Annotated in this window: 21 protein-coding genes; 11 read left to right on the top strand and 10 right to left on the bottom strand. The window is 68.1% G+C overall.

Translation table 11 applies throughout. The features are described 5' to 3' along the window. Positions 1-5: 5 nt before the first annotated feature. The 4 genes from ABIC50_RS24300 (at position 6) to ABIC50_RS24285 (ending at position 7038) form a co-directional block, all read left to right on the top strand. Positions 6-1115: an efflux RND transporter periplasmic adaptor subunit gene (locus ABIC50_RS24300; protein WP_175655685.1), complete on the top strand. Its 1110-nt coding sequence runs from the start codon at positions 6-8 to the stop codon at positions 1113-1115. After that, complete coding sequence (locus ABIC50_RS24295; RefSeq protein WP_354167320.1) at positions 1112-4270, top strand: efflux RND transporter permease subunit; 3159 nt, start codon at positions 1112-1114, stop codon at positions 4268-4270. Before ABIC50_RS24300 ends, ABIC50_RS24295 begins: the two co-directional genes overlap by 4 nt. A gap of 2 nt (positions 4271-4272) precedes the next feature. Next, complete coding sequence (locus ABIC50_RS24290) at positions 4273-5880, top strand: efflux transporter outer membrane subunit (RefSeq protein ID WP_354167317.1); 1608 nt, start codon at positions 4273-4275, stop codon at positions 5878-5880. Positions 5881-6006: 126 nt separating this feature from the next. Continuing rightward, the gene (locus ABIC50_RS24285; RefSeq protein WP_354167314.1) at positions 6007-7038 is read left to right on the top strand and encodes a MerR family transcriptional regulator; all 1032 of its coding nucleotides are present in this window, start codon (positions 6007-6009) and stop codon (positions 7036-7038) included. 57 nt (positions 7039-7095) lie between these two features. Here the strand turns inward: ABIC50_RS24285 and ABIC50_RS24280 are convergent, their stop codons facing one another. The 5 genes from ABIC50_RS24280 to ABIC50_RS24260 form a co-directional block, all read right to left on the bottom strand. Then, the gene (locus ABIC50_RS24280) at positions 7096-7803 is read right to left on the bottom strand and encodes a hypothetical protein (RefSeq protein WP_354167311.1); all 708 of its coding nucleotides are present in this window, start codon (positions 7801-7803) and stop codon (positions 7096-7098) included. Further along, positions 7778-8002 carry a helix-turn-helix domain-containing protein gene (locus ABIC50_RS24275; protein WP_011656947.1) on the bottom strand — a complete coding sequence of 75 codons (225 nt, stop codon included), beginning with the start codon at positions 8000-8002 and terminating at the stop codon, positions 7778-7780. Before ABIC50_RS24275 ends, ABIC50_RS24280 begins: the two co-directional genes overlap by 26 nt. Before the next feature lie 8 nt (positions 8003-8010). Beyond that, entirely contained in the window at positions 8011-8571 is a 561-nt protein-coding gene (locus ABIC50_RS24270; RefSeq protein ID WP_354167308.1) for a DUF2975 domain-containing protein, read from the bottom strand. A gap of 157 nt (positions 8572-8728) precedes the next feature. After that, a complete protein-coding gene (locus ABIC50_RS24265; RefSeq protein ID WP_354167305.1) occupies positions 8729-9256 on the bottom strand; it encodes a M949_RS01915 family surface polysaccharide biosynthesis protein in 528 nt (175 codons plus the stop codon). A 72-nt stretch (positions 9257-9328) separates the two neighbouring features. Beyond that, entirely contained in the window at positions 9329-10726 is a 1398-nt protein-coding gene (locus ABIC50_RS24260) for a sigma-54 interaction domain-containing protein (RefSeq protein ID WP_175697544.1), read from the bottom strand. 264 nt (positions 10727-10990) lie between these two features. Here ABIC50_RS24260 and ABIC50_RS24255 point away from each other — a divergent pair, with 264 nt between their 5' ends. Genes ABIC50_RS24255 through ABIC50_RS24245 form a run of 3 tightly spaced genes read left to right on the top strand, consistent with a single transcriptional unit; the run spans position 10991 to position 14393 of the window. After that, on the top strand, positions 10991-11860 hold the full coding sequence (locus ABIC50_RS24255) for an MBL fold metallo-hydrolase (protein WP_471686044.1): 870 nt from the start codon (positions 10991-10993) through the stop codon (positions 11858-11860). A 28-nt stretch (positions 11861-11888) separates the two neighbouring features. Further along, positions 11889-13568, top strand: a complete 1680-nt coding sequence (locus ABIC50_RS24250; RefSeq protein WP_354167299.1) for a bifunctional protein tyrosine phosphatase family protein/NAD(P)/FAD-dependent oxidoreductase — start codon at positions 11889-11891, stop codon at positions 13566-13568. Positions 13569-13586: 18 nt separating this feature from the next. Next, positions 13587-14393, top strand: coding sequence for a sulfite exporter TauE/SafE family protein (locus tag ABIC50_RS24245; RefSeq protein ID WP_175731042.1), 807 nt, complete (start codon positions 13587-13589; stop codon positions 14391-14393). A 104-nt stretch (positions 14394-14497) separates the two neighbouring features. On the opposite strand, the gene ABIC50_RS24240 is transcribed toward ABIC50_RS24245, so the two are convergent. The 4 genes from ABIC50_RS24240 to ABIC50_RS24225 all read right to left on the bottom strand — a co-directional run bounded on the left by ABIC50_RS24240 (position 14498) and on the right by ABIC50_RS24225 (position 18583). Further along, the gene (locus ABIC50_RS24240) at positions 14498-15319 is read right to left on the bottom strand and encodes an ABC transporter permease subunit (protein WP_011656954.1); all 822 of its coding nucleotides are present in this window, start codon (positions 15317-15319) and stop codon (positions 14498-14500) included. Continuing rightward, the gene (locus ABIC50_RS24235; RefSeq protein ID WP_011656955.1) at positions 15316-16245 is read right to left on the bottom strand and encodes an ABC transporter permease subunit; all 930 of its coding nucleotides are present in this window, start codon (positions 16243-16245) and stop codon (positions 15316-15318) included. Before ABIC50_RS24235 ends, ABIC50_RS24240 begins: the two co-directional genes overlap by 4 nt. Next, positions 16242-17402: an ABC transporter ATP-binding protein gene (locus ABIC50_RS24230; RefSeq protein ID WP_354167296.1), complete on the bottom strand. Its 1161-nt coding sequence runs from the start codon at positions 17400-17402 to the stop codon at positions 16242-16244. The genes ABIC50_RS24235 and ABIC50_RS24230 overlap by 4 nt, the downstream gene beginning before the upstream one ends. Positions 17403-17488: 86 nt before the next feature. Next, a complete protein-coding gene (locus tag ABIC50_RS24225) occupies positions 17489-18583 on the bottom strand; it encodes a polyamine ABC transporter substrate-binding protein (RefSeq protein ID WP_354167293.1) in 1095 nt (364 codons plus the stop codon). 355 nt (positions 18584-18938) lie between these two features. Between ABIC50_RS24225 and ABIC50_RS24220 the strand changes: the two genes are divergently transcribed. The 4 genes from ABIC50_RS24220 to ABIC50_RS24205 all read left to right on the top strand — a co-directional run bounded on the left by ABIC50_RS24220 (position 18939) and on the right by ABIC50_RS24205 (position 23882). Further along, entirely contained in the window at positions 18939-19142 is a 204-nt protein-coding gene (locus ABIC50_RS24220; RefSeq protein WP_006493160.1) for a DUF1289 domain-containing protein, read from the top strand. 598 nt (positions 19143-19740) lie between these two features. After that, entirely contained in the window at positions 19741-20406 is a 666-nt protein-coding gene (locus ABIC50_RS24215; RefSeq protein WP_354167291.1) for a DUF1120 domain-containing protein, read from the top strand. 115 nt (positions 20407-20521) lie between these two features. Continuing rightward, complete coding sequence (locus tag ABIC50_RS24210) at positions 20522-21286, top strand: fimbria/pilus chaperone family protein (protein ID WP_354167288.1); 765 nt, start codon at positions 20522-20524, stop codon at positions 21284-21286. Positions 21287-21314: 28 nt separating this feature from the next. After that, positions 21315-23882 (top strand): fimbria/pilus outer membrane usher protein, encoded by a 2568-nt coding sequence (locus ABIC50_RS24205; protein WP_354167285.1) that lies wholly within the window; start codon positions 21315-21317, stop codon positions 23880-23882. Here the strand turns inward: ABIC50_RS24205 and ABIC50_RS24200 are convergent. Further along, positions 23879-24520 (bottom strand): OmpW/AlkL family protein, encoded by a 642-nt coding sequence (locus tag ABIC50_RS24200; protein ID WP_012363958.1) that lies wholly within the window; start codon positions 24518-24520, stop codon positions 23879-23881. The two genes, ABIC50_RS24205 and ABIC50_RS24200, sit on opposite strands and share 4 nt — an antisense overlap. Positions 24521-24539: the final 19 nt, after the last annotated feature.

Here is a 24539-nt window from a genome sequence, read left to right as displayed (position 1 = left end):
GTTTCGTGAATCGCTCCGGTTCCCGCGCCGTGCTGCTGATCGGCACCGCGCTCGTCCTTGCCGCCTGTCACCCGAAGGAAGCCGCGCCGCCCGCGCCGCGCCCGGTCGTCGCGCTGCCCGCGCACGCCGACGGCGCCGCGGTCGCGACCACGCTGCCCGGCGAGATCCAGCCCCGTTATGCGACGCCGCTGTCGTTCCGCATCGCCGGCAAGATCGTCGAGCGCAAGGTGCGGCTCGGCGATACGGTCAAGGCCGGCCAGGTCGTCGCGCTGCTCGATCCGTCCGACGTCGAGAAGAACGCCGCGAGTGCGCAGGCACAGTTCGATGCCGCGACGCACAGCCTCGCGTTCGCGAAGCAGCAACTCGAGCGCGACCGCGCACAGGCGCGCGAGAACCTGATCGCGACCGCTCAGCTCGAACAGACCCAGAACAGCTACACGTCGGCGCTCGCGCAGCGCGATCAGGCGCAGCAGCAGCTCGCGCTCGCGAAGAACCAGCTCCGCTATGCGACGCTCGTCGCCGATCACGCGGGCACCATCACCGCGGAACAGGCCGACACCGGCCAGAACGTATCGGCCGGCCAGGCCGTCTACCAGCTCGCGTGGTCGGGCGACGTCGACGTCGTCAGCGACGTGCCCGAGGCCGCGCTCGCGTCGCTCACGCCCGGCCATGCGGCGAGCGTCACGCTGCCGTCGCTGCCGGGCCGCCAGTTCGCCGCGAAGGTGCGCGAGATCGCGCCGGCCGCCGATCCGCAGAGCCGCACCTATCGCGTGAAGCTCACGCTTGCCGCGCCCGATCCGGCCGTGCGCCTCGGGATGACCACGAACGTCGCGTTCGACGGCGCACCGGTTGCCGGCAACGCGCCGAGCATCACGCTGCCCGCGACCGCGCTGTTCCACGACGGCCCGCATCCGGCCGTGTGGGTCGTGCGCGCCAAGGACGACACGCTCGAACTGCGCCGCGTCGACGTCGCGCGCTTCAACGAACGCACCGTCACCGTGTCGCACGGGCTGCAGCCAGGCGAACGCGTCGTGCTGCAGGGCGTGCATACGGTCAGCGCGGGCGAGAAGGTGCGGCCGGTCGCGCCGCTGCACCCGCAGGACTTCGCATCATGAGCGGCCCCCGCGAAGAAGGCCGCTTCAACCTGTCGGCATGGGCGCTGCGCCATCAGGCGCTGGTCGTCTACCTGATCGCGCTCGCGACGCTCGCGGGCATCCTCGCGTACACGCGGCTCGCGCAATCCGAAGATCCGCCGTTCACGTTCCGCGTGATGGTGATCCGCACGTTCTGGCCGGGCGCGAGCGCGCGGCAGGTGCAGGAACAGGTGACCGACCGGATCGGCCGCAAGCTGCAGGAAACGCCGGCCATCGACTTCCTGCGCAGCTATTCGCGGCCCGGCGAATCGCTGATCTTCTTCACGATGAAGGACGCGGCGCCCGTGAAGGACGTGCCCGAGACCTGGTACCAGATCCGCAAGAAGGTCGGCGACATCGGCTATACGCTGCCGCCCGGCGTGCAGGGCCCGTTCTTCAACGACGAGTTCGGCGACGTCTACACCAACATCTGGACGCTCGAAGGCGACGGCTTCACGCCCGCGCAGCTCCACGACTATGCGGACCAGCTGCGCACCGTGCTCTTGCGCGTGCCGGGCGTCGGCAAGGTCGACTACTTCGGCGACCCCGACCAGCGGATCTTCATCGAGGCAGACAACACGCAGCTCACGCGCCTCGGCATCTCGCCGCAGCAGCTCGGGCAGGCCATCAACGCGCAGAACGACATCTCGTCGGCCGGCGTGCTGACGACCGCCGACGATCGCGTGTTCGTGCGGCCGAGCGGCCAGTTCGACAACGTCGCGGCGATCGCCGACACGCTGATCCGGATCAACGGCCGCACGTTCCGGCTCGGCGATCTCGCGACGGTGAAGCGCGGCTATGACGATCCGGTCGTCACGCAGATGCGGACGGCCGGTCCAGGCGCAAACGGCCATGCCGTGCTCGGCATCGGCGTGACGATGCAGCCGGGCGGCGACGTGATCCGGCTCGGCAAGGCGCTCGATGCCGAATCGAAGAACCTGCAGGCGCAGCTGCCGGCAGGCCTCAAGCTGACACTGGTGTCGAGCATGCCGCACGCGGTCGCGCATTCGGTCGACGATTTCCTGGAAGCCGTCGCCGAAGCCGTCGCGATCGTGCTGGTCGTGAGCCTCGTGTCGCTCGGCCTGCGCACCGGGATGGTCGTCGTGATCTCGATTCCGGTCGTGCTCGCCGTGACCGCCCTGTTTATGTACCTGTTCGACATCGGGCTGCACAAGGTGTCGCTCGGCACGCTGGTGCTCGCGCTCGGGCTGCTCGTCGACGACGCGATCATCGCGGTCGAGATGATGGCCGTGAAGCTCGAGCAGGGCTACAGCCGCGCGCGCGCCGCCGCGTTCGCGTACACCAGCACCGCGTTCCCGATGCTGACGGGCACGCTCGTCACGGTGTCGGGCTTCCTGCCGATCGCGCTCGCGAAGTCGAGCACCGGCGAGTACACGCGCTCGATCTTCGAGGTGTCGGCGATCGCGCTGATCGCGTCGTGGTTCGCGGCCGTCGTGCTGATCCCGCTGCTCGGCTATCACCTGCTGCCCGAGCGCAAGAAGCACGCGCACGAAGCCCACCTGCCGGACGATCACGAGCACGACATCTACGACACGCGTTTCTACCAGCGGCTGCGCGGCTGGGTCGACTGGTGCATCGAGCGGCGCTTCGTCGTGCTGCTGATCACCGGCGCGCTGTTCGTCGTCGCGCTGATGGGCTTCTCGCTCGTGCCGCAGCAGTTCTTCCCGAGCTCGGATCGCCCCGAGCTGCTCGTGGACGTGCGATTGCCCGAAGGCGCGTCGTTCGCGGCGACGCTGCGCGAGACCGAGCGCCTCGAGAAAATACTCGACAAGCGGCCCGAGATCGATCATTCGGTGAACTTCGTCGGCAGCGGCGCGCCGCGCTTCTACCTGCCGCTCGACCAGCAGCTGCAGTTGCCGAACTTCGCGCAGTTCGTCGTCACCGCGAAATCGGTCAAGGATCGCGAGAAGCTCGCCACCTGGCTCGAAACCACGCTGCGCGACCAGTTCCCGGCCGTGCGCTGGCGGCTGTCGCGGCTCGAGAACGGCCCGCCCGTCGGCTACCCCGTGCAGTTCCGCGTGAGCGGCGACGACATCGCGACGGTACGCTCGATCGCCGAGAAGGTCGCGGCGACGATGCGCGGCGACGCGCGCACGGTGAACGTGCAGTTCGACTGGGACGAGCCGGCCGAGCGCTCGGTGCGCTTCGAGCTGGACCAGAAGAAGGCGCGCGAGCTGAACGTCACGTCGCAGGACGTGTCGAGCTTCCTCGCGATGACGCTGTCCGGCACGACCGTCACCCAGTATCGCGAACGCGACAAGCTGATCGCGGTCGACCTGCGCGCACCGCGTGCGGACCGTGTCGACCCGGCGAAGCTCGCGGGCCTCGCGCTGCCGACGCCGAACGGCCCCGTGCCGCTCGGCTCGCTCGGCCGCTTCACGCCGGCACTCGAATACGGCGTGGTGTGGGAGCGCGACCGCCAGCCGACGATCACCGTCCAGTCCGACGTACGCGCCGGCGCCCAGGGCATCGACGTCACGCATACGATCGACGGCAAGCTGAATCCGTTGCGCGCGCAACTGCCGGTCGGCTACCAGATCAACATCGGCGGGTCGGTCGAGGAAAGCGCGAAAGCGCAGAAGTCGATCAACGCGCAGATGCCGCTGATGGCGATCGCCGTGTTCACGCTGCTGATGATTCAGCTGCAGAGCTTCTCGCGCGTGCTGATGGTCGTGCTGACCGCGCCGCTCGGGCTGATCGGCGTGGTCGGCACGCTGCTGCTGTTCGGCCAGCCGTTCGGCTTCGTCGCGATGCTCGGCGTGATCGCGATGTTCGGGATCATCATGCGCAACTCGGTGATTCTGGTCGACCAGATCGAGCAGGACATCGCGGCCGGCCACGGACGCCTCGACGCGATCGTCGGCGCGACCGTGCGGCGCTTCCGTCCGATCACGCTGACAGCCGCGGCCGCCGTGCTCGCGCTGATCCCGCTGTTGCGCTCGAACTTCTTCGGGCCGATGGCGACCGCGCTGATGGGCGGGATCACGAGCGCGACCGTGCTGACGCTGTTCTACCTGCCCGCGCTGTACGCCGCGTGGTTCCGCGTGAAGCGCGACGAACGCGACCCGCACGAACCGCCGCACGACGGCACGCCTGCCGCGCCGTCGGGAGCCTGACCATGGAACTGTCGATGAACCTGAAAACGAAGGCCGCGCGGGCGCTCGCGGCCGCGAGCCTCGTCGGGCCGCTCGCCGGCTGCGCATGGTTCGCGCCGAGCGGCGAGCCACCCGCGATGCCGTCGCCCGCGCATTACGGCGCGACGCCCCAAGTGCAGCAGACCGTCGCCGCGCAAGGCGTCGCGCAGCAGTTCGAGGTCGGCGCGCAGCCGGTGCCCGACTGGTGGAAGGAATACCGTTCCGATGCGCTGAACGCGCTCGTCGACGAAGGGCTGCGCAACAGCCCGACGCTCAGCGCCGCGTCGCATTCGCTGGATGCCGCGCGCGAGCAGCTACGCGGGCAGATCGGCAGCTCGATGCTGCCGTCGATCGACGCGGGCGCCCAGGCCACGCGCCAGCGCGCGCTCGGCGTGCCGATTCCCGCGCTCGGCGCGCCGACGCTGCTGTACGACACGTTCGTCGGGCAATTGCAGGCGAGCTACACGGTCGATCTGTTCGGCGTGTCGCGCTTCGCGAACCGCGCGCTCGCGAAACGCGTCGACGTCAGTGCGTTCCAGCTCGAAGCCGCCCGGCGCGCGCTGGCCGCGAACATCGTCACCGCGTCGATCACCGTCGCGGTGCTCAACGCGCAGATCGAGACGACCGAGCGGCTCGTCGCGCTCGCGAACGATCAGGCGCACGACGCCGAACGCCGCCATGCGCTCGGTTCGGCGTCGCGCAGCGACGCGCTGACTGCGCGGCAAAGCGCCGACACGTTCGCGGCGAGCCTGCCCGCATTGCGCCAGCAACGCGACTCCGCCCGCCATGCGCTCGCGGTGCTGGTCGGTCGCACGCCCGACCGGCCGCCGGCCGATCTCGCGCTCGCCGATCTGCACCTGCCCGAGCAGGTGCCCGTCGTCGTGCCGTCGGACCTGCTGCAAAGCCGCCCGGACATCCAGGCCGCCGACGCCGGGCTGAAGGCCGCCGCGGCCGAAGTCGGCCTCGCGACCGCGCAGATGTTCCCGCAATTGTCGCTGTCGGCGGCGATGGGCAAAGGCGGCTTCAGCTGGCCGACGATGCTGTCGGGCGCCGGCTCGATCTGGAATGTCGGCGCGTCGCTGAGCCAGCCGATCTTCCACGGCGGTGCGCTGCTCGCCCAGCGTCGCGCGGCGAAGGCGACCTACGAGGCCGCGGTCGACCAGTACAAGCAGGCCGTGCTCGGCGCGTTCCAGAATGTGGCCGATTCGCTGGCGGCGCTCGAGCACGATGCCGAGGCGCTCGACGCGTCGTCGCACGCCGCGCTTTCCGCGCGCGGCGCGTACGACGACGCGGCCGCCCGCGTGCGGCTCGGCGCGCTGCCGCCGTCGGCCGCGCGCGCGAGCGAGCTGCAGTACCGCAATGCGCGGCTCGACGAGCTTCGCGCGACCGGCGCACGGTTCGCGGATACCGCGCGGCTTTACCAGGCGATGGGCACGCCGCCGGTCGACGGCGCCGGCAAGGACGGGAAAGCCGGGAAAGCCGATACGGCCGGCCATCCCGGCAACGCGGCTCACGACGCCCCCGCCACCCAGGCGCGCACGGCCGCGCCCGACGCTCTGCTGTCACCGCCTTCGCCGTCGTCACTGCAATAGCGCGCGGTTTCTCCTTCGGGCGCACGGCGCGCGGGACCATCCCGCGCGCCGATCCGCGATCTTCCGCTTGACCCTCACGTAGCGTAACGTTCGAGACTCCAGTGTGCGCACCGAACGGAGGAACGAATGCGACTGAAAGTGGGAGAACTGGCGAAACGCAGCGGGCTGACCGTCCGCACGCTTCATCACTATCACGCAATCGGTCTGCTGACGCCTTCGGCGCGCGCCGACAACGGCTACCGGCTGTACGACCGCCACGACATCGCCCGGCTCCACCAGATCCAGGCGTTGCGTCGCTTCGGACTGTCGCTCGCCGAAATCGGCGATCACCTGAACCAGCCCGGCACCACCCCGCTCGTCGATCTCATCTCGAAGCAGATCGCGCTGCTCGACCGTCAGCTCGCGCAGACCGCGCGCCTACGCGAGCGGCTCGTGAGCCTGCACGCGCAGCTCGCGGCGGGCACGGAGCCGGAACTGGCCGATTGGCTCACCACACTGGAGTTGATGACCGTGTACGACAAATATTTTTCCGAGGAAGAACTCGCGCGCATGCCGATGTACCAGAAGAGCCAGGCGGGCGACGCGGAATGGATTTCGCTCATCGGCGAGGTCCGTGCGCTGTACGACGCGGGCGTGCCGCCCGAGGACGAGCGCGTGCGTGCGCTCGCCGCGCGCTGGATGGCGCTGCTCGTGCGCGACACGAACAACGACCCGCGGCTGCTCGCGAAGCTGAACCTGATGCACGAACGGGAACCGGCGATGCAGTCGAAGATCGGCATTTCGACCGCGCTGCGCGACTATGTGCTGCGCGCGACGGCGGAGTCGAAAATGCGCATTTTCGAGAAGTATCTCGCGCCGGACGAGATCCGCTTCATGCGCGCGCACTACGGCGAACGCGCGCTGGAATGGCCGCAACTGATGGCCGACGTGCGCGACGCGATCGACGCGGGCGCGACGCCCGATTCGCCGCAAGGCCGTGCGCTCGCGCAGCGCTGGCTCGATCTGTTCTGCAGCTACGCGGGCCACGATCCAGCCACGCACGCCAAGTTTCGCCACGCGCTGATGAACGAGCCGGCGCTGACGAAGGATTCGTGGACCGACGACACGCTGCTCGGTTTCGTGCGCGATGCGATGGCGCATCTTGTGCCTGCGCGCTGAGCGTGTTGAGCGCATGAAGGTGCGGGCGGCACGCGGGTTTCCCGCATGCCGCCCGTTTCACCATTTGCAGCCGGTGTCGCGAACCGCATCCAGTGCGAGCATCGGCAATGCGAGCAGGCCCGCGCCCGAATAGGCGTGCCGGCAGTCGGCGCGACGGGCGTCCGACATGCCGTCGGCCAGCTTCGCGTCGACGGTGTCGCGGCTCGCCGCCGAGCCGCCGGACGACGCGCCCAATGCACCAACCGCCGCCTGCGCCGGACTGCGCGCCGCCGCATGCCGCGAGCCGATTGCATCCAGATCGCGGCGCCAGTCGAGGTCGGGGCTGGATGCGGTCTCGGGATGATTTTCAAATCGGTTTGCGATTGCGCCGGCAGGTGTCTCGCGTTGCCGATGCGAAACGCCCGCCACCTCCGAAGTCGGCCGCATCGTCATGCGCGACGTTGCAACCGCGGCGGATCGTTTCGTCGATCGCACGGCGCGCTCGACTCCGCCCTCACCCACGACCGGGCCGGTTCGCCCGGCGTCACGCGCGCGCCCCCCGGGCGCGGGCCGCGCGGGAATCAGCTCGACACGCAGCGTGATCCGGGGCGGCGCCCCGGCTTTCAGGCCGGTAGCCGTCGGTGCCTGTTGCAGCACGAACCATCCGAGCAGGTGAATCGATACGGAGACTGCGACGGCCAGCGCGACGATGCGCGGCCGACGGCACCCCGCCGTCTCGACACGTCGCGGCGGCGATGTGTCAGTCCGGCTCGCCGACACCGTCATCGCTGAACGCGAGCAGGTCACCGGGCTGGCAGTCGAGATAGCGGCAGATGGCCTCGAGCGTCGCGAAGCGGATGCCCTTCACCTTGCCCTGCTTGAGCAGCGACAGATTCTGTTCGGTGATGCCGACGGCCGCCGCGAGATCCTTCGAGCGGACCTTGCGGGTCGCGAGCATCACATCGAGCCTGACTACGATCGTCATCGCGCGCCTCAGACGAATTGCCGATGCTCGGCGTCGAGCTCGCTCGCCTGCCGGAGAATGTGCGCGATGACCGCGATGCACGCCGCGGTGAACAGCGCGACCACGTACGGCAAGCTGAAGCCGATGGTGACCACATGATGGCCGGCCGGTTCGCGCAGCGTCGCCCACATGCTCAGCAGCGGCTCGCACAACAGGCTCAGCAACACCCACAGGCCGATCGCACGCCCCGTCTTGCCGAGGTGGCCGGCCGCCTGCACGGAAAAGTAGTCGCGGCGCGCGTAGGTGCGAAACAACGCGCGCAGATGACGCAGGCCGTTCGCGAGCGCAATCAACGGCACGCTCGACAACAGGATGCCGACGGCCTTCTGCCACCACGGGAACGCGGCGACGTCCACGCGCAGGTTCGAGATCACCGAATCGGTGAGGCCGAACACGAGGCCGGGCCCGGAGGCCCCGTTCAGTGACGGAAACGCCCAGCACGCGGCGTTGAGCACCAGCATGCCGACGATGAACCCCAGCGTGACGGTGGCCATCTGCTGGCTGATACGGGCAATGCGATCGGAATGCATGAGAAGTCCTCGACGTCGAATAACGAGCGTCGATTGTACGTCGATAGTTATCGTAAAACGATAATTAATTGTTGTTCAATTGTGATTTTTTATTGTGCAGCATGCTCGACTGGTGTCGGCCGCCCGCCTGTATCGCGCGCAACGGCCCGGCGGCCGCCTACTCGTACTCGCGCCTGCTGATCGCGCGCCAGTGCTTCGTCATGTAGCGCAGGAACACTGGCTGGGCCTTCAGGTCCGCATTCGGCACCGGCGCCGCGCCGCCGTCCACGACCTTGCCCTTGACCGTGACGGTTTCCTCGCCGCGCAACACGTATTTCGTGCCGGCGTCGATCAGGAAGTACTTGACCTGGTCGGCGCTGACGTCGCCGCGGCAGCCGATCCTGTAGGCGAACAGGAACTGCTTGCGGCCATTGCCGAGCAGGTCGCGCATCTCGATCGATGCGGGCACGACGTCGAGGATCACGTCGACCGGGCACGCCTTCACATAGTCGCGCACGGTCCAGTCGGGCCGGCCGTCGAGCGTCGCCGACACCTTGAGCTCGACGTCGTCGCCGGACGCAGTTCGGGCAAGCGTCACCGCATGCGTGCCGGCCGCATCGGTCCACGTGTAGTCGGCGGCCCGGGCCGGATTGGCCAGCGCGGCGGCTGCAAGCAACAGGCAACGCGAAAGGAAACGTCTTTTCATCGGCGATGGCAGTGGAATCGAACGCGCCATTATCGACAAAGCCGCGTGCGGCCACCAGCGTCGCGCCCCCGTTCAGCGCTCGCGCGAGCCGAGGCCGAGCGCCTTCATCCGCCGGTACAGCGTCCGTTCGCTCATCCCGACGTGCTCGGCAAGCGCCTTGCGCGTGCCGTCGAACGTGCGCGCGATGCGCACGAGCTCCGCGTCCGACAGGCCGCGCGCGTCCGCGTCACGCTCCTGCGGCGCCGCTGCCGCCGCGACGAGTTCGGCCGGCAGGTGCTCGACGCGGATCGTGCCGTCGTCCGCGAACAGGCACGCGCGTTCGAGCACGTTGCGCAGCTCGCGGATGTTGCCGGGCCATGCATACGCATCGAGGCACGCGCGTGCGCGCTCGGTCAGCACAAACGGTCGGGCCGCGAACGGCCGGGCGCTCGCGTCGCCCGCGTTGCCGCGCGCGTTCGCGATGCGACGCAGGATCGATTCGGCCAATAGCGCGACGTCGCCCTGTCGTTCGCGCAGCGCCGGCAGCGGAATCGGAAACGCGTTGATCCGGTAGTAGAGGTCCTGCCGGAACCGGCCGTCGTCGATCATCTCGCGCAGCGGCTTGTGCGTGGCCGCGACGAGCCGGAAATCGGCGCGCAGCGCCTCGACGCCGCCGACGCGCCGGAACGTCCCCGACTCGATCAGCCGCAGCAGCTTCACCTGCATCGGCAGCGGCACGTCGCCGATTTCATCGAGAAACAGCGTGCCGCCCTGCGCGGTCTCGACGAGGCCCGGCTTGCGCTGGTTCGCGCCGGTAAACGCGCCCTTCTCGTAGCCGAACAGCTCGCTCTCGAACAGCGTCTCGGCGATGCCCGAACAATCGACGACCACGAACGGCCCCATCGCGCGGGCGCTCGCCTCGTGCAGCGCTCGCGCGAACAGTTCCTTGCCGGTACCCGATTCCCCGAGCAGCAGCACGGGCAGCATCGACGGCGCGACGCGCTGCAGCGCGCCGAGCGCCGCATTGAACGCGTCGGCGCCGCCGACGAGCCCTTCCGCGCTGGGCTGCGCGGACGCGCTGCGCACCGTCGTCAGCCGCTCGACGTACGCGATCACGTCGCCGCGCGCGTCGAAGATCGGCCGCAATTCCACGTCGACGTGCTCGGGGCCGCGCGGCGTATGGTGAATGTGCAGCACGCGGTTCAGGCTGCGCGACTCGAGCGCCTGCTTCATCGGGCAATGCTCGCCGGCCTGATCGCACGGCACGTCGTAGTGATGCGACACCTGGAAGCAGTGCCGCCCGACGTGCTCGACGCCCGCCACGCCGAACTGGCGCCGGTACGCATCGTTCGCCGCGAGGATGCGGTAGTCGGGATCGAGGACGATCATCGGCTGCGGATCCTGTTCCAGATACGCGACGAGCGCGCGCACGTCGGGCATGACGGCGGGCGACTGCGCGGGAACGATCGGAATAGTGTCGTGCGGATTCATGGGGTGGCTGGAGAACGAATGGCCGAGCGAACTGCCAGGCCGACTGCCAATTCTGCCACGACACTGCCAGACATGGCAGTCCGCGCGGGGGGCCATTCGCCGGCCGCGCCCCCGACGCATCGCGATCGCGCCGAAAATCCGAACCGAATCAAGCACCTGCCGGATCGCCCAGCCTCATGGCACGGATTGGCACGCTTCTTGAACATCGAACTGCCGATTGCCTATGCAGAACCCGATCGAGGACATTCCGTGAGCCATGCCCCCATGCTGTCGGTCGAAGGCTTTTTCGACCCGGCGACCCACACCGTCAGCTATCTGCTGCTCGATACCGAGAGCCGCGCGTGCGCGCTGATCGACAGCGTGCTCGACTATGACCCGAAGTCCGGACGCACGCGCACCGCCAGCGCCGACCGGCTGATCGCCCGCGTCGCCGAACTCGGCGCGACGGTGCACTGGCTGCTGGAAACGCACGTGCACGCCGACCACCTGTCGGCCGCGCCGTACCTGAAGGCGCACGTCGGCGGCCGGATCGCGATCGGTTCGCACGTGCGCCGCGTGCAGCACGTATTCGGCACGCTGTTCAACGCCGGCCCCGGCTTCGCGCAGGACAGCAGCCAGTTCGATCGCCTGCTCGACGACGGCGACACGCTCGCGCTCGGCGCGCTGACGATTCGCGCGCTGCATACGCCGGGCCATACGCCCGCCTGCCTGACCTACTGCGTCGACGATGCGACGCAGCGCGCGGCGTTCGTCGGCGACACGCTGTTCATGCCCGACTACGGCACCGCCCGCTGCGACTTCCCCGGCGGCGACGCACGCACGCTGTACCGCTCGATCGCGCGCGTGCTGAGCCTGCCGCCCGATACGCGCCTGTACCTGTGCCACGACTACCAGCCGGGCGGCCGCGACGTGCAGTTCGTGACGACGGTCGCCGACCAGCGCCGCGCGAACGTGCACGTGAAGGACGGCGTGACCGAGGACGATTTCGTCGCGATGCGCACCGCGCGCGACGCGACGCTCGACATGCCGGTGCTGATGCTGCCGTCGGTGCAGGTCAACATGCGCGCCGGCCACCTGCCCGAGCCCGAAAACAACGGCGTGCGCTACCTGAAGATCCCGCTCGACGCGATCTGAGCCGCCGCCCCGACCGGAGAACCCCGACATGACCATCCGCCCGCTGACCGACCTGCTGTCGGTCTCGCCCCAGATCGCCGCGACGGACCTGCCCGCGCTGCACGCGGCGGGCATCCGCGCGATCGTCTGCAACCGTCCGGACGGCGAAGGCGCCGACCAGCCGACCGTCGCCGAGATCCGCGCCGCCGCCGCGCCGCTCGGCATCGCCGTGCACTACCTGCCCGTCGACACCGGCAAGGTCACCGACGATCAGGCCGCGCAGTTCGGCGCGCTCGTCACGACGCTCGCCGGCCCGGTCCTCGCGTACTGCCGCAGCGGCACGCGTTCGGCGACGCTGTGGGCGCTGTCGCAGGCGGGCCGGCGCCCGGCCGGCGACATCGTCGCGAGCGCCGCCGCGGCCGGCTACGACCTCGGCGCGCTCGCGCCACGTCTTGCGCAGGGCCTCGCGCCAGGCGGCCGTCCGGCCGCACCGGCCGTCGACGCGCGGCACGACATCGTGATCGTCGGCGCGGGCGCGGCCGGCGTCGCGGTCGCGTCGAGCCTGCTTGCGCGCGACGCGTCGCTCGATATCGCGGTGATCGACCCGGCCGATACCCACTACTACCAGCCGGGCTGGACGATGGTCGGCGCGGGCGTGTTCCGGCCCGACACGACCGCGCGCCGGATGGCCGACCTGCTGCCGCGCGGCGTGAAATGGATCCAGGCAGCGGTCGCCGGCTTCGAACCCGACGCGCACACGGTCGTGCTCGACGGCTGCCGGCGCATTGGCTACCGCAGGCTGGTCGTGTGCCCGGGGCTCAAGCTCGACTGGCACGCGATCGACGGCCTCGCGCAAACCCTCGGCCGCAACGGTGTCACGTCGAACTATCGCTACGATCTCGCGCCGTACACGTGGGAACTGGTGCAGGCGTTCCGCGGCGGCAATGCGCTGTTCACCCAGCCGCCGATGCCGATCAAGTGCGCGGGCGCGCCGCAAAAGGCGATGTACCTGTCGTGCGATCACTGGCGGCGCTCGGGGCGCCTCGACGCCGCGAACGTCGAGTTCCTGAATGCGGGCGGCGCGCTGTTCGGCGTCGCCGACTACGTGCCCGCGCTGATGGAATACGTGAAACGCTATGACATCGCGCTGTCGTTCGGCCACAACCTCGTCGCGATCGACGGGCCGGCGCGGCGCGCGACGTTCACGCGCGCGCTGCCCGACGGCGGCACGGAAACCGTCGAGCGCGCGTTCGACATGATCCACGTCGTGCCGCCGCAGAAGGCGCCCGATTTCGTGCGCGCGAGCCCGCTCGCCGACGCGGCCGGCTGGGTGGACGTCGATCCGGCGACGCTGCGGCATAAGCGGTTCGCGGACATCTTCGCGCTCGGCGACGTCACCAACACGACCAACGCGAAAACCGCCGCGGCCGCACGCAAGCAGGCGCCCGTCGTCGCGCACAACCTGCTCGCGTCGCTGGGCCGCGCGCTCGGCAACGCCGCGTACGACGGCTACGGATCGTGCCCGCTCACGGTCGAGCGCGGCAAGATCGTGCTCGCCGAATTCCTGTACGGCGGCAAGGTCGCGCCGACCTTCCCCGCGTGGCTGATCGACGGAAAGCGCCCGTCGCGGCTCGCGTGGCTGCTCAAGGAGCGCGTGCTGCCGCCGCTCTACTGGAAGGCGATGCTCAAGGGCCGCGAATGGCTCGCGAAGCCCGCGATCGCCCGTTGACCGGAACCCGCTGACATCATGCTGATTTCCCTCGTACTCGGCGGCTTCGTCGGCGCCGTGCTCGGCCTCACCGGCGCGGGCGGCGGCATTCTCGCGGTGCCCGCGCTCGTCGCCGGGATGGGCTGGCCGATGCAACAGGCCACGCCCGTCGCCCTCGTCGCGGTCGCGGGCAGTGCCGCGCTCGGCGCGCTCGAAGGGTTTCGCCGCGGGCTCGTGCGCTATCGCGCGGCGCTGCTGATGGCCGTGGCCGGCGTGCCGCTCACGACGCTCGGCGTGCGGCTCGCGCACGTGCTGCCGCAGCGCGTGCTGCTGGCGCTGTTCGCGCTGACGATGCTGGTCGTCGCGGGCCGCCTGCTACGGCAGGCGCTGCGCAACGCGCCCGGCGACACGGCCGAATCGCCGCTGTGCGTCGGTCGCGTGAATCCCGATACGGGCCGGCTCGTGTGGTCCTGGCCGGTCGGCGTCGCGCTCGCGTCGACCGGCGCGGTGACGGGACTGATGACGGGGCTGCTGGGGGTCGGCGGCGGCTTCGTGATCGTGCCGATGCTGCGCAAGTTCACGAACGTGTCGATGCACGGCGTGGTCGCGACGTCGCTGATGGTGATCGCGCTGGTCGGCACCGGCGGCGTGTTCGCGACGCTCGTGTCGGGCACGCGCGCGCCGCTCGACATGATGCTGTGGTTCACGGTCGCGACCGCGCTCGGGATGGCCGTCGGCCGCAGCGCGTCCCGGCGCCTGTCCGCGCGGCACGTGCAGGCTGGCTTCGCGGCCGTACTCGTCTGCGTGGCGTGCGGGCTGCTGGCGAAGGCGGCGTTCAGCGCATAAGCCACGCGCCGCGCGCCGCGCGCACCCCAAAACAAAACGCCCGGCCCGAATCGTCGTCGGCGCCGGGCGTTTTTCGTTGCGTGCGCAACCTGTGCGTGGAAACGTCAGACGGCGAACGCGGCCATCCGCTTGCGTTCCTGGCGCAGCATCACGAAGTTCGCGATCACGACGCCGGCCGTCACCGCGATGATGAACAGCGTCGCGAGCGCGTTCATCTCCGGGTTCAGGCCGAGGCGCACGCGCGAGAACACGACGAGCGGCAGCGTCGTCGAACCGGGGCCCGACAGGAACGCCGACAGCACGAGGTCGTCGATCGACAGCGTAAACGCCAGCAGCCAGCCCGCGATCAGCGCCTGCGAGATCAGCGGCAGCGTGATCGTGAAGAACACCTTCAGCGGCGTCGCGCCCAGATCGAGCGCGGCTTCCTCGAGCGACGGATTGAGCTCGCGCACGCGCGACTGCACGATGATCGCGACGTACGAGATGCACAGCATCACGTGGCCGAGCCAGATCGTGAACACGCCGCGCTCGGCCGGCCAGCCGATCCACTTCGCCAGCTCGATGAACAGCAGCAGCAGCGAGATGCCCTGGATCACCTCGGGAATCACGAGCGGCGCGTTGATCATTCCGCTGAACAGCGCGAAGCCGCGAAAGCGGCCCATGCGCGCGAGCACGAAGCCGGCCCACGTGCCGATGAACACCGACGCGAACGCGGTCAGCACGCCGATCTTCAGCGACAGCCATGCGGCCGTCAGCAGCTCGTCGTCGTCCACGAGCGCCGCGTACCAGCGCAACGAGAAGCCCGACCACACGGTGACGAGCTTCGACTCGTTGAACGAATAGACGATCAGGCTGATGATCGGGATATACAGGAACGCGAAGCCGGCAAACAGCGCCGCGAACTGCAGGTAGCGATTCGGCTTCATCGACGGCGGCCCTCCTGCTCCTTCGCCTGGAAGTGCTGGAACATCGCCATCGGCACGAGCAGCAGCAGCACCATCGCGCAGGTCACGGCCGACGCCATCGGCCAGTCTGCGTTGTTGAAGAACTCATTCCACATCACGCGACCGATCATCAGCGTGTTCGCGCCGCCGAGCAGTTCCGGAATCACGTACTCGCCGACCGCCGGAATGAACACCAGCAGGCAGCCCGCGATGATCCCGTTCCTCGACAGCGGCAGCGTGATCTGCACGAAGGCCCGCCACGGCCTGGCGCCCAGGTCGTACGCGGCTTCGAGCAGGCGCAGGTCCATCTTCACGAGGTGCGCGTACAGCGGCATCACGAGGAACGGCAGGTACGAATACACCATCCCGATGTACACCGCGTAGTTGGTGCGGTACAGCTCGATCGGCGTATGGGTCAGGCCGATCCACATCAGGAAGTTGTTCAGCAGCCCGTTGTTCTTCAGGATCCCGATCCATGCGTACACGCGGATCAGGAACGACGTCCAGAACGGCAGCATCACGCCCATCATCAGCAGGTTGCGGGTCGCCGGGTTCGAGCGCGCGATGTAGTAGGCCATCGGATAGCCGATCAGCAGGCACAGCACCGTCGTGATCGCGGCGACCACAACCGAATTCACGTAGGTCGCGAAATACAGGCTGTCGGTGAGCAGGAACGCGTAGTGCGACAGGTTCAGCGCGATGTGCACCACGCCGTCGGTGTACGACGCGAGCTCCGTGTACGGCGGGATGCCGAGCTGCAGCTCCGCGAAGCTGATCTTCACGACCAGCACGAACGGCACGAGGAAGAACAGCACGAGCCACGTGTACGGCCCCGCGACGACCGCCGAGCCGCCGGTCAGGTTGAAGCGCCGCACCGGCCATGCGAGCAGGGACTTGAACGCGTTCATGACGTCAGCACCACGCCTGCGGTCGCGCTCCAGCGCACGTAGATCTCGTCGCCGAGCGACGGCGTGTCGAGCTCGGTGATCGCGAGGCTCGACACGTTCGCGATCACCGTCTTGCCCGCGTCGAGCTTCACGTGATACAGCGAATAGCCGCCCATGTACGCGACGTTGGTGATCCTGCCGCGCGCCCAGTTGAACGCACCTTCGGGCGGCTTGCGCGTGAGCGCGATCCGCTCCGGGCGCACCGACACCGTGACCGGCATCCCGAGCGGGCCCGTGATCCCGTGGCTCACGTACAGCCGGCTCGGCAGCTCCGGGGATTCGATGTACACGTAGTCGGGTTCGTCCTCGACCGTGACGCCGTCGAACAGGTTCGTCGAGCCGATGAACTCGGCCGAGAAGCGGCTGTTCGGATATTCGTAGACTTCGTTCGGCGAGCCGATCTGCACGATCTGCCCTTCGCTCATCACCGCGAGCCGGTTCGCCATCGTCATCGCTTCTTCCTGGTCGTGCGTGACCATGATGCAGGTGACGCCGACCTTCTTCAGGATGTTGACGAGCTCGATCTGCGTGCGCTGGCGGATCTGCTTGTCGAGCGCCGACATCGGCTCGTCGAGCAGCAGCACCTTCGGGCGCTTGACGAGCGAGCGCGCAAGCGCGACGCGCTGCTGCTGGCCGCCCGACAGCTGGTGCGGCTTGCGCTTCGCGTACTTGCTCATCTGCACGAGCTCGAGCGCCGCGGCGACGCGCTCCTTCAGCTCGGCCTTCGGCGTGCCTTCCTGCTTCAGGCCGTAGGCGACGTTCGCCTCGACCGTCATGTGCGGGAACAGCGCATACGACTGGAACATCATGTTCACGGGCCGCTTGTACGGCGGCATCTGCGCGAGGTCTTCGCCGTCGATCAGGATCTTGCCCGAGGTGACCGTCTCGAGGCCCGCGAGCATCCGCAGCAGCGTCGACTTGCCGGAACCCGAACTGCCGAGCAGCGCGAACAGCTCGCCCTGGCGCACCGTCAGGTTCACGTTGCGCACCACTTCGGTCTCGCCGAATTTCTTGACGGCGTCGACGATCTGGACAAAGGTCTCGGCGCGCGTATTCGCGCCGGACGAAGGAACGAAGGACGGCGCGCCCGCAACCGGCGCACCCGACTGGCTATTCATGATGTGCTGCTTCTCTCCTGCGTTTGACGAACAAAGCCCCCGGGGGCACCAGGGGCTTCATGACTGCTGGCTCACTTCGGCTCGCGTCAGCGGCCCGATTTCAGCTCGGTCCACAGACGCGTCTGCAGACGCTGGATTTCAGGCGGCAGCGGCTTGAGCAGGAACAGCGTCTTCACGACGTCGGCCGGCGGATAGACGGCCGGGTCGTTCGCGACGTCCGGCCGCACGTACTTGCGGGCCTCGGCGTTCGCGCTCGGGTAGTACACGGCGTTCGTGATCGCCGCGTGCACCTTCGGATCCTCGATGTAGTTGATCCACTGCAGCGCGGCGTCCTTGTTCTTCGCGTCCTTCGGAATCGCCATCACGTCGAACCAGACCGGTGCGCCGCCCTTCGGAATGTAGTACTCGACCTTGTACGGCTTCTTCGCTTCGAGCGCGCGATGCTTCGCGATCACGACGTCGCCCGACCAACCGTACGCGAAGCAGATGTCGCCGCCGACCAGGTCGTTGATGTAGCCCGACGAGTTGAACTGCGTGATGTACGGGCGGATCTTCTTCAGCACTTCCATCGCGGCCTTGTAGTCGGCCGGGTTCGTGCTCATCGGATCCTTGCCGATGTAGTGCAGCGCTGCCGCGAACATCTGGTCCGGCGCGTCGAGCACCGACACGCCGCAGCTCTTCAGCTTCGAGAGGTTTTCCGGCTTGAACAGGATGTCCCAGTTGTCGAGCGGAACCTTGCCGAGCGCCTGCTGCGCCTTCGTCAGGTTGTAGGCGAGACCGGTCGTGCCGTAGGCCCAGGGCACCGTGTACTTGTTGCCCGGATCGGCGCCGGCGACGAGCGCCATCAGTTGCGGATCGAGGTGCTTGAGGTTCGGCAGCTTCGACTTGTCGAGCGGCGCGAAGATGCCGGCCGCGATCTGCTTGCCTGCGTAGTTGCTGGTCGGCACGACGATGTCGTAGCCCGAGCTGCCCGTCAGCAGTTTCGCCTGCAGCGTGTCGTCGCTGTCGTAGTTGTCGTAGCGAACCTTGACGCCCGTCTGTTTCTCGAAGTTCGGGATCGTGTCCTTCGCAATGTAGTCCGACCAGTTATAGATATTGAGTTGCGTATCCTTCGCCGCTGCGGCCGACGCACCCACGCACAGCGCGAGCGCTGCGAACCGGCCCACTACCTTTGCTTTCATCCCGTTCTCCCTCCGGCCGGACCGTGTGTCCGGCTGCCGTCTGCCTCGTCATGGCGGCGCATTGCGGCACGCCGCCCCTCGAAAACCCCGAACGCTACCATTATTCGCGCGCCGTCACAAAAAAATCATGCCCGTGTCGCGCAAACGGAACAGATTGCTGTCGCAAGCCGCCCGGGCGGCCCGCACGGCGGGGCGTTCCCGGGGAATTCTATCGGTTAATCGACGCCTGTCCATCAGGAAAAGAAAGCGGTGGCAAAACCGCGTGCGCACCGGCGGCGCGCCGGCATCCGGCCGGCTGCCCGGCCTCCATGCATTAAAATGATGCCCTGACGATTTCACGGCGCAAAACCTTCCGATGGCCTCCAATCTCCACGACCTGCCTGACAGCCCCTGCATCGGCGTCTGCTCGACCCTCTTCGACGAAGTCTGCAAGGGCTGCGGCCGCACGGCCGCCGAGGTATCGAACTGGGTGTTCCTGAGCGACGACGAAAAGCGGGCCGTGTGGGAGCGCATCACGCGCGAAGGCACGGCGATGCGCTTCCAGTACGACAAGCTGTAAGCCGTCCCGCGTCGGCGCATGCCGACGCGATGCGCCCGCCCGGGCGCCGCTGGCCCGATCAGGGGCCGGCCGCCGGCGCGCCTGACCCGGCCGCATTTCTCTCCTCCCCGCCTCACCACCGCACTCGCTCCGTCGCATCGACGCGACGCCGCTCCGTTTCCGTTCCGAATTCCCGCTGCCAGCAAGCGCCATCGGCGCAATGACGTCGCACGTGCTGCGTCGCGACCGTCCGTTGCCAACCGGCATGCCGGGGTCGCGCCTTCCGTTTTTTCGATATTGTCCGCTCAGATTGAATCCAATCCGCTTGATCCTTATCGAAGCTGAAAAATATTACATCTGACATTCGTAACGATCAAAACACCAGCCTCCATCGATAAATCGGATTATTTTCTCGATTAAATTCCATAAATTCCACTGAAATAGTCGCAAAAATCTGTACAAGTACGATTTCAATTATTAAATCTAATTGATAAATTCCATTCGCTCCCCGGAAATTATGGCGAGCGATTTATCTTCCACCCATCGAAAAACCGGATCACCGAATTACCTTCGGAATTCCGGCTAGTTAAAGGAAACCGCTCCAATGAAATTCATTAAGATGACTAACCAAGCGTCGCATGTCGTGATGGCAGGTCTGCTCGCCCTGGGGAGCGCGTCGGCGTTCGCCGACTCGTTCGACGTCGCGGTCACCGGCAAGATCAAGCCGGGCGCCTGCACGCCGACGCTCGCCGGCGGCGGCACGTTCGATTACGGACTGATCGGCTCGGCCGAACTCAGTCCGACCGCGCCCACGCTGCTGCAGGTTCTGTCGGATTCGATCACGATCACGTGTGACGCTGCGGCCCGCGTCGCACTGAGCGCGCAGGACAATCGCGCGGGCACCGGCGCATTTACCGGCAATATCAATTTCTTCGGCTCGTCCAATCCGGTTAAAACGCAATTCGGTCTCGGAGCGGCCGGCGGCAAGAATATCGGCGCTTTTGCATTCCGTTTCAGAACGAACTCGTTCACGGCGGATGGTGCGGCGGTCGATTCGATTGGTTCGGCCACCAGCGGCGCCAGCTGGGCGACGTCCAACGGGGTCGCCACCAACACCGGCGACTACGAGTCGTGGGCGAAGAAAGGCCAGACCGTCCCGGTCGCGGCGAAGGTCTTCACCGGCACGCTCGACGTGCAGGCCGCGATCGACAAGACGTCGAATCTCGACCTGAGCCAGGAAATCAATCTCGACGGCCTCGCCACCGTGTCGCTCGTGTACCTGTAATTCCGGTACGCGTTTTTCCTCCGATCGCGTCGATTGCCTGACAGGCGTCGACTGCACCGCCGCTTCGCCGAAGCGGCGGTGCGCCGCACGATTACCGCCCCTGCCTGCCACCGCCATGAAATTCCCTGCACGCCATACCCTGCGGGCGTCGTTGCTCGCCCCGCTCCTCGGTTGCCTGATCGGTTCGAGCGTCGTCCACGCGATGGGCGTCGTGCCCGAGACGTCCGTGGTGATCGTCGACGAGGCCGACGGGGAAGGCACGATCTCGGTCAGGAACACCGACAACCATCCGACACTCCTGCATACGACGGTCGAGCCCATTCCCGAGGACAAGGCCGAGCTCCTCATCGTGACGCCCCCGATCGCGCGTGTCGAAGCCGGTGCGGTGCAGCTCATCCGCTTCGTTCTCGCCGGCAACGCGCCGCTCGCCACGCAGCGCCTCGCCCGCGTCTCGTTCTCCGGCATTCCGCCGAAACGCCCGGGCAAAAACGAGATCCAGACGATCATTCGCCAGAACCTGCCGGTGCTGATCCAGCCGCAAGACCTCGCGCGTAACGACAGGCCGTGGGAACTGCTGAAGTGGTCGATCGAGGACGGCAAGCTGATCGTGCGCAACGACAGCCGCTATGTGGTGCGTCTCGAACAGAAAGTGCAGTTGCTGCCGTCGCGGCAGATCGTGTCGCTGCCGGCACCCTACGTGCTGGCCGGACAGACCCGCCGGATCGCACTGGCCCGCGACGCCGTGACGCCCGAGCGCGTGCGCCTCTTCCCCGCCACCGTCTACGGCTACTCGGTCGATCACTACGACGCAGCGCTGGTCCCCGCCGCGGCCAATGCGGCCAATGCGGCGAACGCGCCCGCAGCGGCCACGCAACGGTAAGCGCCGCGTCGGCGATTGCTGATTTGCGATGTCAGGTGCCATTCATGGCCCGCGCGGCCGCGTCGCGCGTGGCTTCGTCGCGCTCGCGCTGTGCGCCGTTGCGACCTGCATGCGGTGCGCCGCCGCCACCCGCCCGGGCGACACCGCGTCCGACACGGTCGAGTTCGACACCGGCGCGCTGCGCGAGCACGGGATCGACGCCACCGCGAGCCGCTATTTCGCGCACGCGCCGCGCTTCATGCCCGGCACGGCTTCCGTGCGGCTGACGGTCAACGGCAAGCGGGCCGGCCGCGCCGATGCGCGATTCGACGACAACGGCAACCTGTGCGCGACGCCCGGCCTGCTGCGCGCGGCCGGCCTCGTCGTGCCCGATGCGCTACGGGATGCGGCCGCAGCGACCGCAGCGACCGCAGAGAACGCCGGCGCCGATACGCCGCCATGCTACGACTACCGGCGCGCCTATCCGCAGGCGATCATCAAGCTGCGCCCGGCCGACGGCGCCGTCGACCTCGTCGTGCCGGCCGACGCGCTCGACACGAGGCCGCGCACGCCCGACACGTTCGAGCACGGCGGCTTCGCCGGGCTCGTCAACTACGACCTGCTCGCGATGACGACGCGCAACCCGGCCGGCACGTCGCAATACTGGCAAGCCACGACCGAAGCCGGTTTCAACGCGGCGGACTGGATCGTGCGCAGCAGCCAGATCGCCACGGTCGTCGGCGGCCATGCCGGCGTCGATCATCAGGCAGCCTACGCGCAGCGCACGTTCGCGTCGCGCGGCACGACGCTGCAGGCCGGGCAGATCGTGCCGCGCTCGACGCTGTTCTCGATCGGCCGGACGTTCGGTGTACAGATGTTTCCGGACGAAGCGCTCGCCGTCGCGCCCGGCGCGGCCGCACGCGTGACCGGGATCGCACGCACGCAGGCGCGCGTCGAGGTACGCCAGCTCGGCGTACTGATCCATGCGTCGCAGTTGCCGCCGGGGCCGTTCACGCTGACCGACCTGCCGCTCGTCAGCGGCAGCGCGGATCTCGACGTGACCGTCGTCGAGGCCACGGGCGACGTGCAGCATTTCATCGTGCCGGGTTCGTCGCTACCCGGGGCCGGGCTCGCCGCCGCGCAAGGGCTCGCGATCGCGGTGGGCCGCCTGCAGAACGACGGCTACGCACAAGCGCCGTGGCTCGCGACCGCCACGCGTGGCTGGCAGATCCGGCAACGCGCGCGGCTCAACGCCGGCATCCTCATGTCGTCGCCGTTGCAGTCGGGCGCCGCGAGCGTGGAATTCGCACCGCTTGCCGGCGTCGCCGCGGCCGTCGGTGTCGACCTCACCCGCGCTGCCGGCCGCACCGGCGCGCAGACGCGTATCGCGCTGTCGAGCAACGGCGACACGCCATTGCGCGCCAATGTGTCGTTCGTCCGGCGCACGTCCGGATACCGTGAACTGACCGATGCGGTGCGATCGATCGACGCATTCACGCCGCCGGCGCGCACCCAGTTCGCGGCAGCGCTCGGCTGGCACGATCGCACGCTCGGCATGCTGTCGTTCGACTACACGCGCGTCGCGGTGATCGACGGCCCCGCGATGCAGCGCATCGCCGGCGCATGGACCCGCCCGCTCGGGCGGGGCTCACTCGCATTGAACGTGAGCCGGACGTTCGGCACCCGCGGCGCCATCGGCACCCAGGTTTATGTGAGCGCGACCGTGCCGATCGGCACGCGCAGCGTCAGCGCGTTTGCGAACGTCACCGGCGATTCGGTGCGTTCGGGCGCCCGCTATTCCGACACGTTCGGCCGGACCGGCAGTTACAGCGTCGCGGCCGACTACGACACCGCGATCCGGTCGCCGTCGATCCGCGCGACCGTCAGCGCCACGCCGAAGCATGTGCGCGCGATCGTCAACGCGGGCCTCTACGGCGCCGATCGCGCGACGCTCGGTGTCAATCTGCGCGGTGCGGTCGCGCTGCTCGATGGCGTCGGCATGCTGTCGCCGTACGAGATCCGCGACACGCTCGCACTCGCCCGCGTCGGCGATCGCGCCGGCATCGAACTCATCACGCCGTCGGGCCCGGTCTGGACCGATCGCCACGGCCGCGCCGTGATCGCATCGCTGCCCGCGTACACGCAAACGCTCGTGCGGATCAACACGAAAAGCCTGCCGCGCAATCTCGACCTGAAGAACGGCATACAGACCGTCGAAGCCGGCCGCGGCTCGGTCAGCCGCGTCGAATTCGCCGTCGAGCAGACGCGACGCGTGCTGCTGACCGTCACGCTCTCGAACGGCGCGCCGCTGCCGGTGCTGTCGACCGTCGTCGACGACGACGACCGGTTCGTGACCGTCACCGGAAGCGAAGGCAGGTTGCTGCTCACGGGCGCGCAACTGACGACGCCGCTGCGGGTCGCGTTGCCGGACGGCGCGTACTGTCGCCTGGCGATCGCGCTGCCAGCCGAGCCGCCTGCGACGACGCGCTATTACGAGCGGGCCGACGCGCGCTGCGAATCGGTGCCCGCGTCCGTCGCGCAAGCCGCACAAAAAAAGAGCGGCATGCCGACTGACATGCCGCCAACCCCAACTCTGTTCTTGTCCGAACGCGCCTAGAACTTCATCCCGACGCCCACGCCGACGATCAGCGGATCGATGTGCAGCGTGCCGATGCCCTTGTCGCCGAGCGTCGCATCGGTGCTCATCCAGATCTTCTTCACGTCGACGTTCATGAATACCTTTTTCGTGAGCTGCACGTCGACGCCGAACTGCAGCGCCGGGCCGAAGCTGCTCTTGTTGATCGACACGCCCTCGCCGCCGACGTTGAGCCCGTTGTTGTAGAAGTACGTGTAGTTCAGGCCCGCGCCGACGTACGGGCGCACCTTGCCGGCATGGTTGAAGTGGTACTGCAGCAGCAGCGTCGGCGGCAGCACGCCCACGCCGCCGAGATTGCCGAGGCTCGACGTCATCTGGTGCCGCGACGTGCCGAGGATCAGCTCCACGCCGAGGTAGTCGCGGATCATGTACGTGAAGTCGAGCTCCGGCACGATCGCGTTATTCACGCCCGTGTTGATCGCGCCGAGCGTGTCGCTCGCGCGCTCGTTCGGCTGGATGCTGATCGCGCGCAGCCGGACCAGTACGTCACCCTGGTTGATGCCGTCGCCCGGCGAAGCCGCGTGCGACAGCGAAGGCAGCGCGGCGAGACTCGCCGCGATCGCGGCAGCAGTGACACAAGTTCGAATCGTTTTATGCATGGTGCGGACCCCTGAAGAA

It is taken from the genome of Burkholderia sp. 567 (genome assembly GCF_040545115.1).
Taxonomy (GTDB): Bacteria; Pseudomonadota; Gammaproteobacteria; order Burkholderiales; family Burkholderiaceae; genus Burkholderia; species Burkholderia ambifaria.
Note: the sequence above shows the minus strand (reverse complement) of the source record. Positions and strands in the feature narration are given on the sequence as shown.

What these genes read in the sequence shown, in the direction of transcription:
- ABIC50_RS24295 (WP_354167320.1), top strand. Translation starts at nt 1,112, where the DNA reads ATGAGCGGCCCCCGCGAAGAAGGCCGCTTCAACCTGTCGGCATGGGCG.
- ABIC50_RS24290 (WP_354167317.1), top strand. Translation starts at nt 4,273, where the DNA reads ATGGAACTGTCGATGAACCTGAAAACGAAGGCCGCGCGGGCGCTCGCG.
- ABIC50_RS24285 (WP_354167314.1), top strand. Translation starts at nt 6,007, where the DNA reads ATGCGACTGAAAGTGGGAGAACTGGCGAAACGCAGCGGGCTGACCGTC.
- ABIC50_RS24280 (WP_354167311.1), bottom strand. Translation starts at nt 7,803, where the DNA reads ATGACGGTGTCGGCGAGCCGGACTGACACATCGCCGCCGCGACGTGTC.
- ABIC50_RS24275 (WP_011656947.1), bottom strand. Translation starts at nt 8,002, where the DNA reads ATGACGATCGTAGTCAGGCTCGATGTGATGCTCGCGACCCGCAAGGTC.
- ABIC50_RS24270 (WP_354167308.1), bottom strand. Translation starts at nt 8,571, where the DNA reads ATGCATTCCGATCGCATTGCCCGTATCAGCCAGCAGATGGCCACCGTC.
- ABIC50_RS24265 (WP_354167305.1), bottom strand. Translation starts at nt 9,256, where the DNA reads ATGAAAAGACGTTTCCTTTCGCGTTGCCTGTTGCTTGCAGCCGCCGCG.
- ABIC50_RS24260 (WP_175697544.1), bottom strand. Translation starts at nt 10,726, where the DNA reads ATGAATCCGCACGACACTATTCCGATCGTTCCCGCGCAGTCGCCCGCC.
- ABIC50_RS24255 (WP_471686044.1), top strand. Translation starts at nt 10,991, where the DNA reads ATGCTGTCGGTCGAAGGCTTTTTCGACCCGGCGACCCACACCGTCAGC.
- ABIC50_RS24250 (WP_354167299.1), top strand. Translation starts at nt 11,889, where the DNA reads ATGACCATCCGCCCGCTGACCGACCTGCTGTCGGTCTCGCCCCAGATC.
- ABIC50_RS24245 (WP_175731042.1), top strand. Translation starts at nt 13,587, where the DNA reads ATGCTGATTTCCCTCGTACTCGGCGGCTTCGTCGGCGCCGTGCTCGGC.
- ABIC50_RS24240 (WP_011656954.1), bottom strand. Translation starts at nt 15,319, where the DNA reads ATGAAGCCGAATCGCTACCTGCAGTTCGCGGCGCTGTTTGCCGGCTTC.
- ABIC50_RS24235 (WP_011656955.1), bottom strand. Translation starts at nt 16,245, where the DNA reads ATGAACGCGTTCAAGTCCCTGCTCGCATGGCCGGTGCGGCGCTTCAAC.
- ABIC50_RS24230 (WP_354167296.1), bottom strand. Translation starts at nt 17,402, where the DNA reads ATGAATAGCCAGTCGGGTGCGCCGGTTGCGGGCGCGCCGTCCTTCGTT.
- ABIC50_RS24225 (WP_354167293.1), bottom strand. Translation starts at nt 18,583, where the DNA reads ATGAAAGCAAAGGTAGTGGGCCGGTTCGCAGCGCTCGCGCTGTGCGTG.
- ABIC50_RS24220 (WP_006493160.1), top strand. Translation starts at nt 18,939, where the DNA reads ATGGCCTCCAATCTCCACGACCTGCCTGACAGCCCCTGCATCGGCGTC.
- ABIC50_RS24215 (WP_354167291.1), top strand. Translation starts at nt 19,741, where the DNA reads ATGACTAACCAAGCGTCGCATGTCGTGATGGCAGGTCTGCTCGCCCTG.
- ABIC50_RS24210 (WP_354167288.1), top strand. Translation starts at nt 20,522, where the DNA reads ATGAAATTCCCTGCACGCCATACCCTGCGGGCGTCGTTGCTCGCCCCG.
- ABIC50_RS24205 (WP_354167285.1), top strand. Translation starts at nt 21,315, where the DNA reads ATGTCAGGTGCCATTCATGGCCCGCGCGGCCGCGTCGCGCGTGGCTTC.
- ABIC50_RS24200 (WP_012363958.1), bottom strand. Translation starts at nt 24,520, where the DNA reads ATGCATAAAACGATTCGAACTTGTGTCACTGCTGCCGCGATCGCGGCG.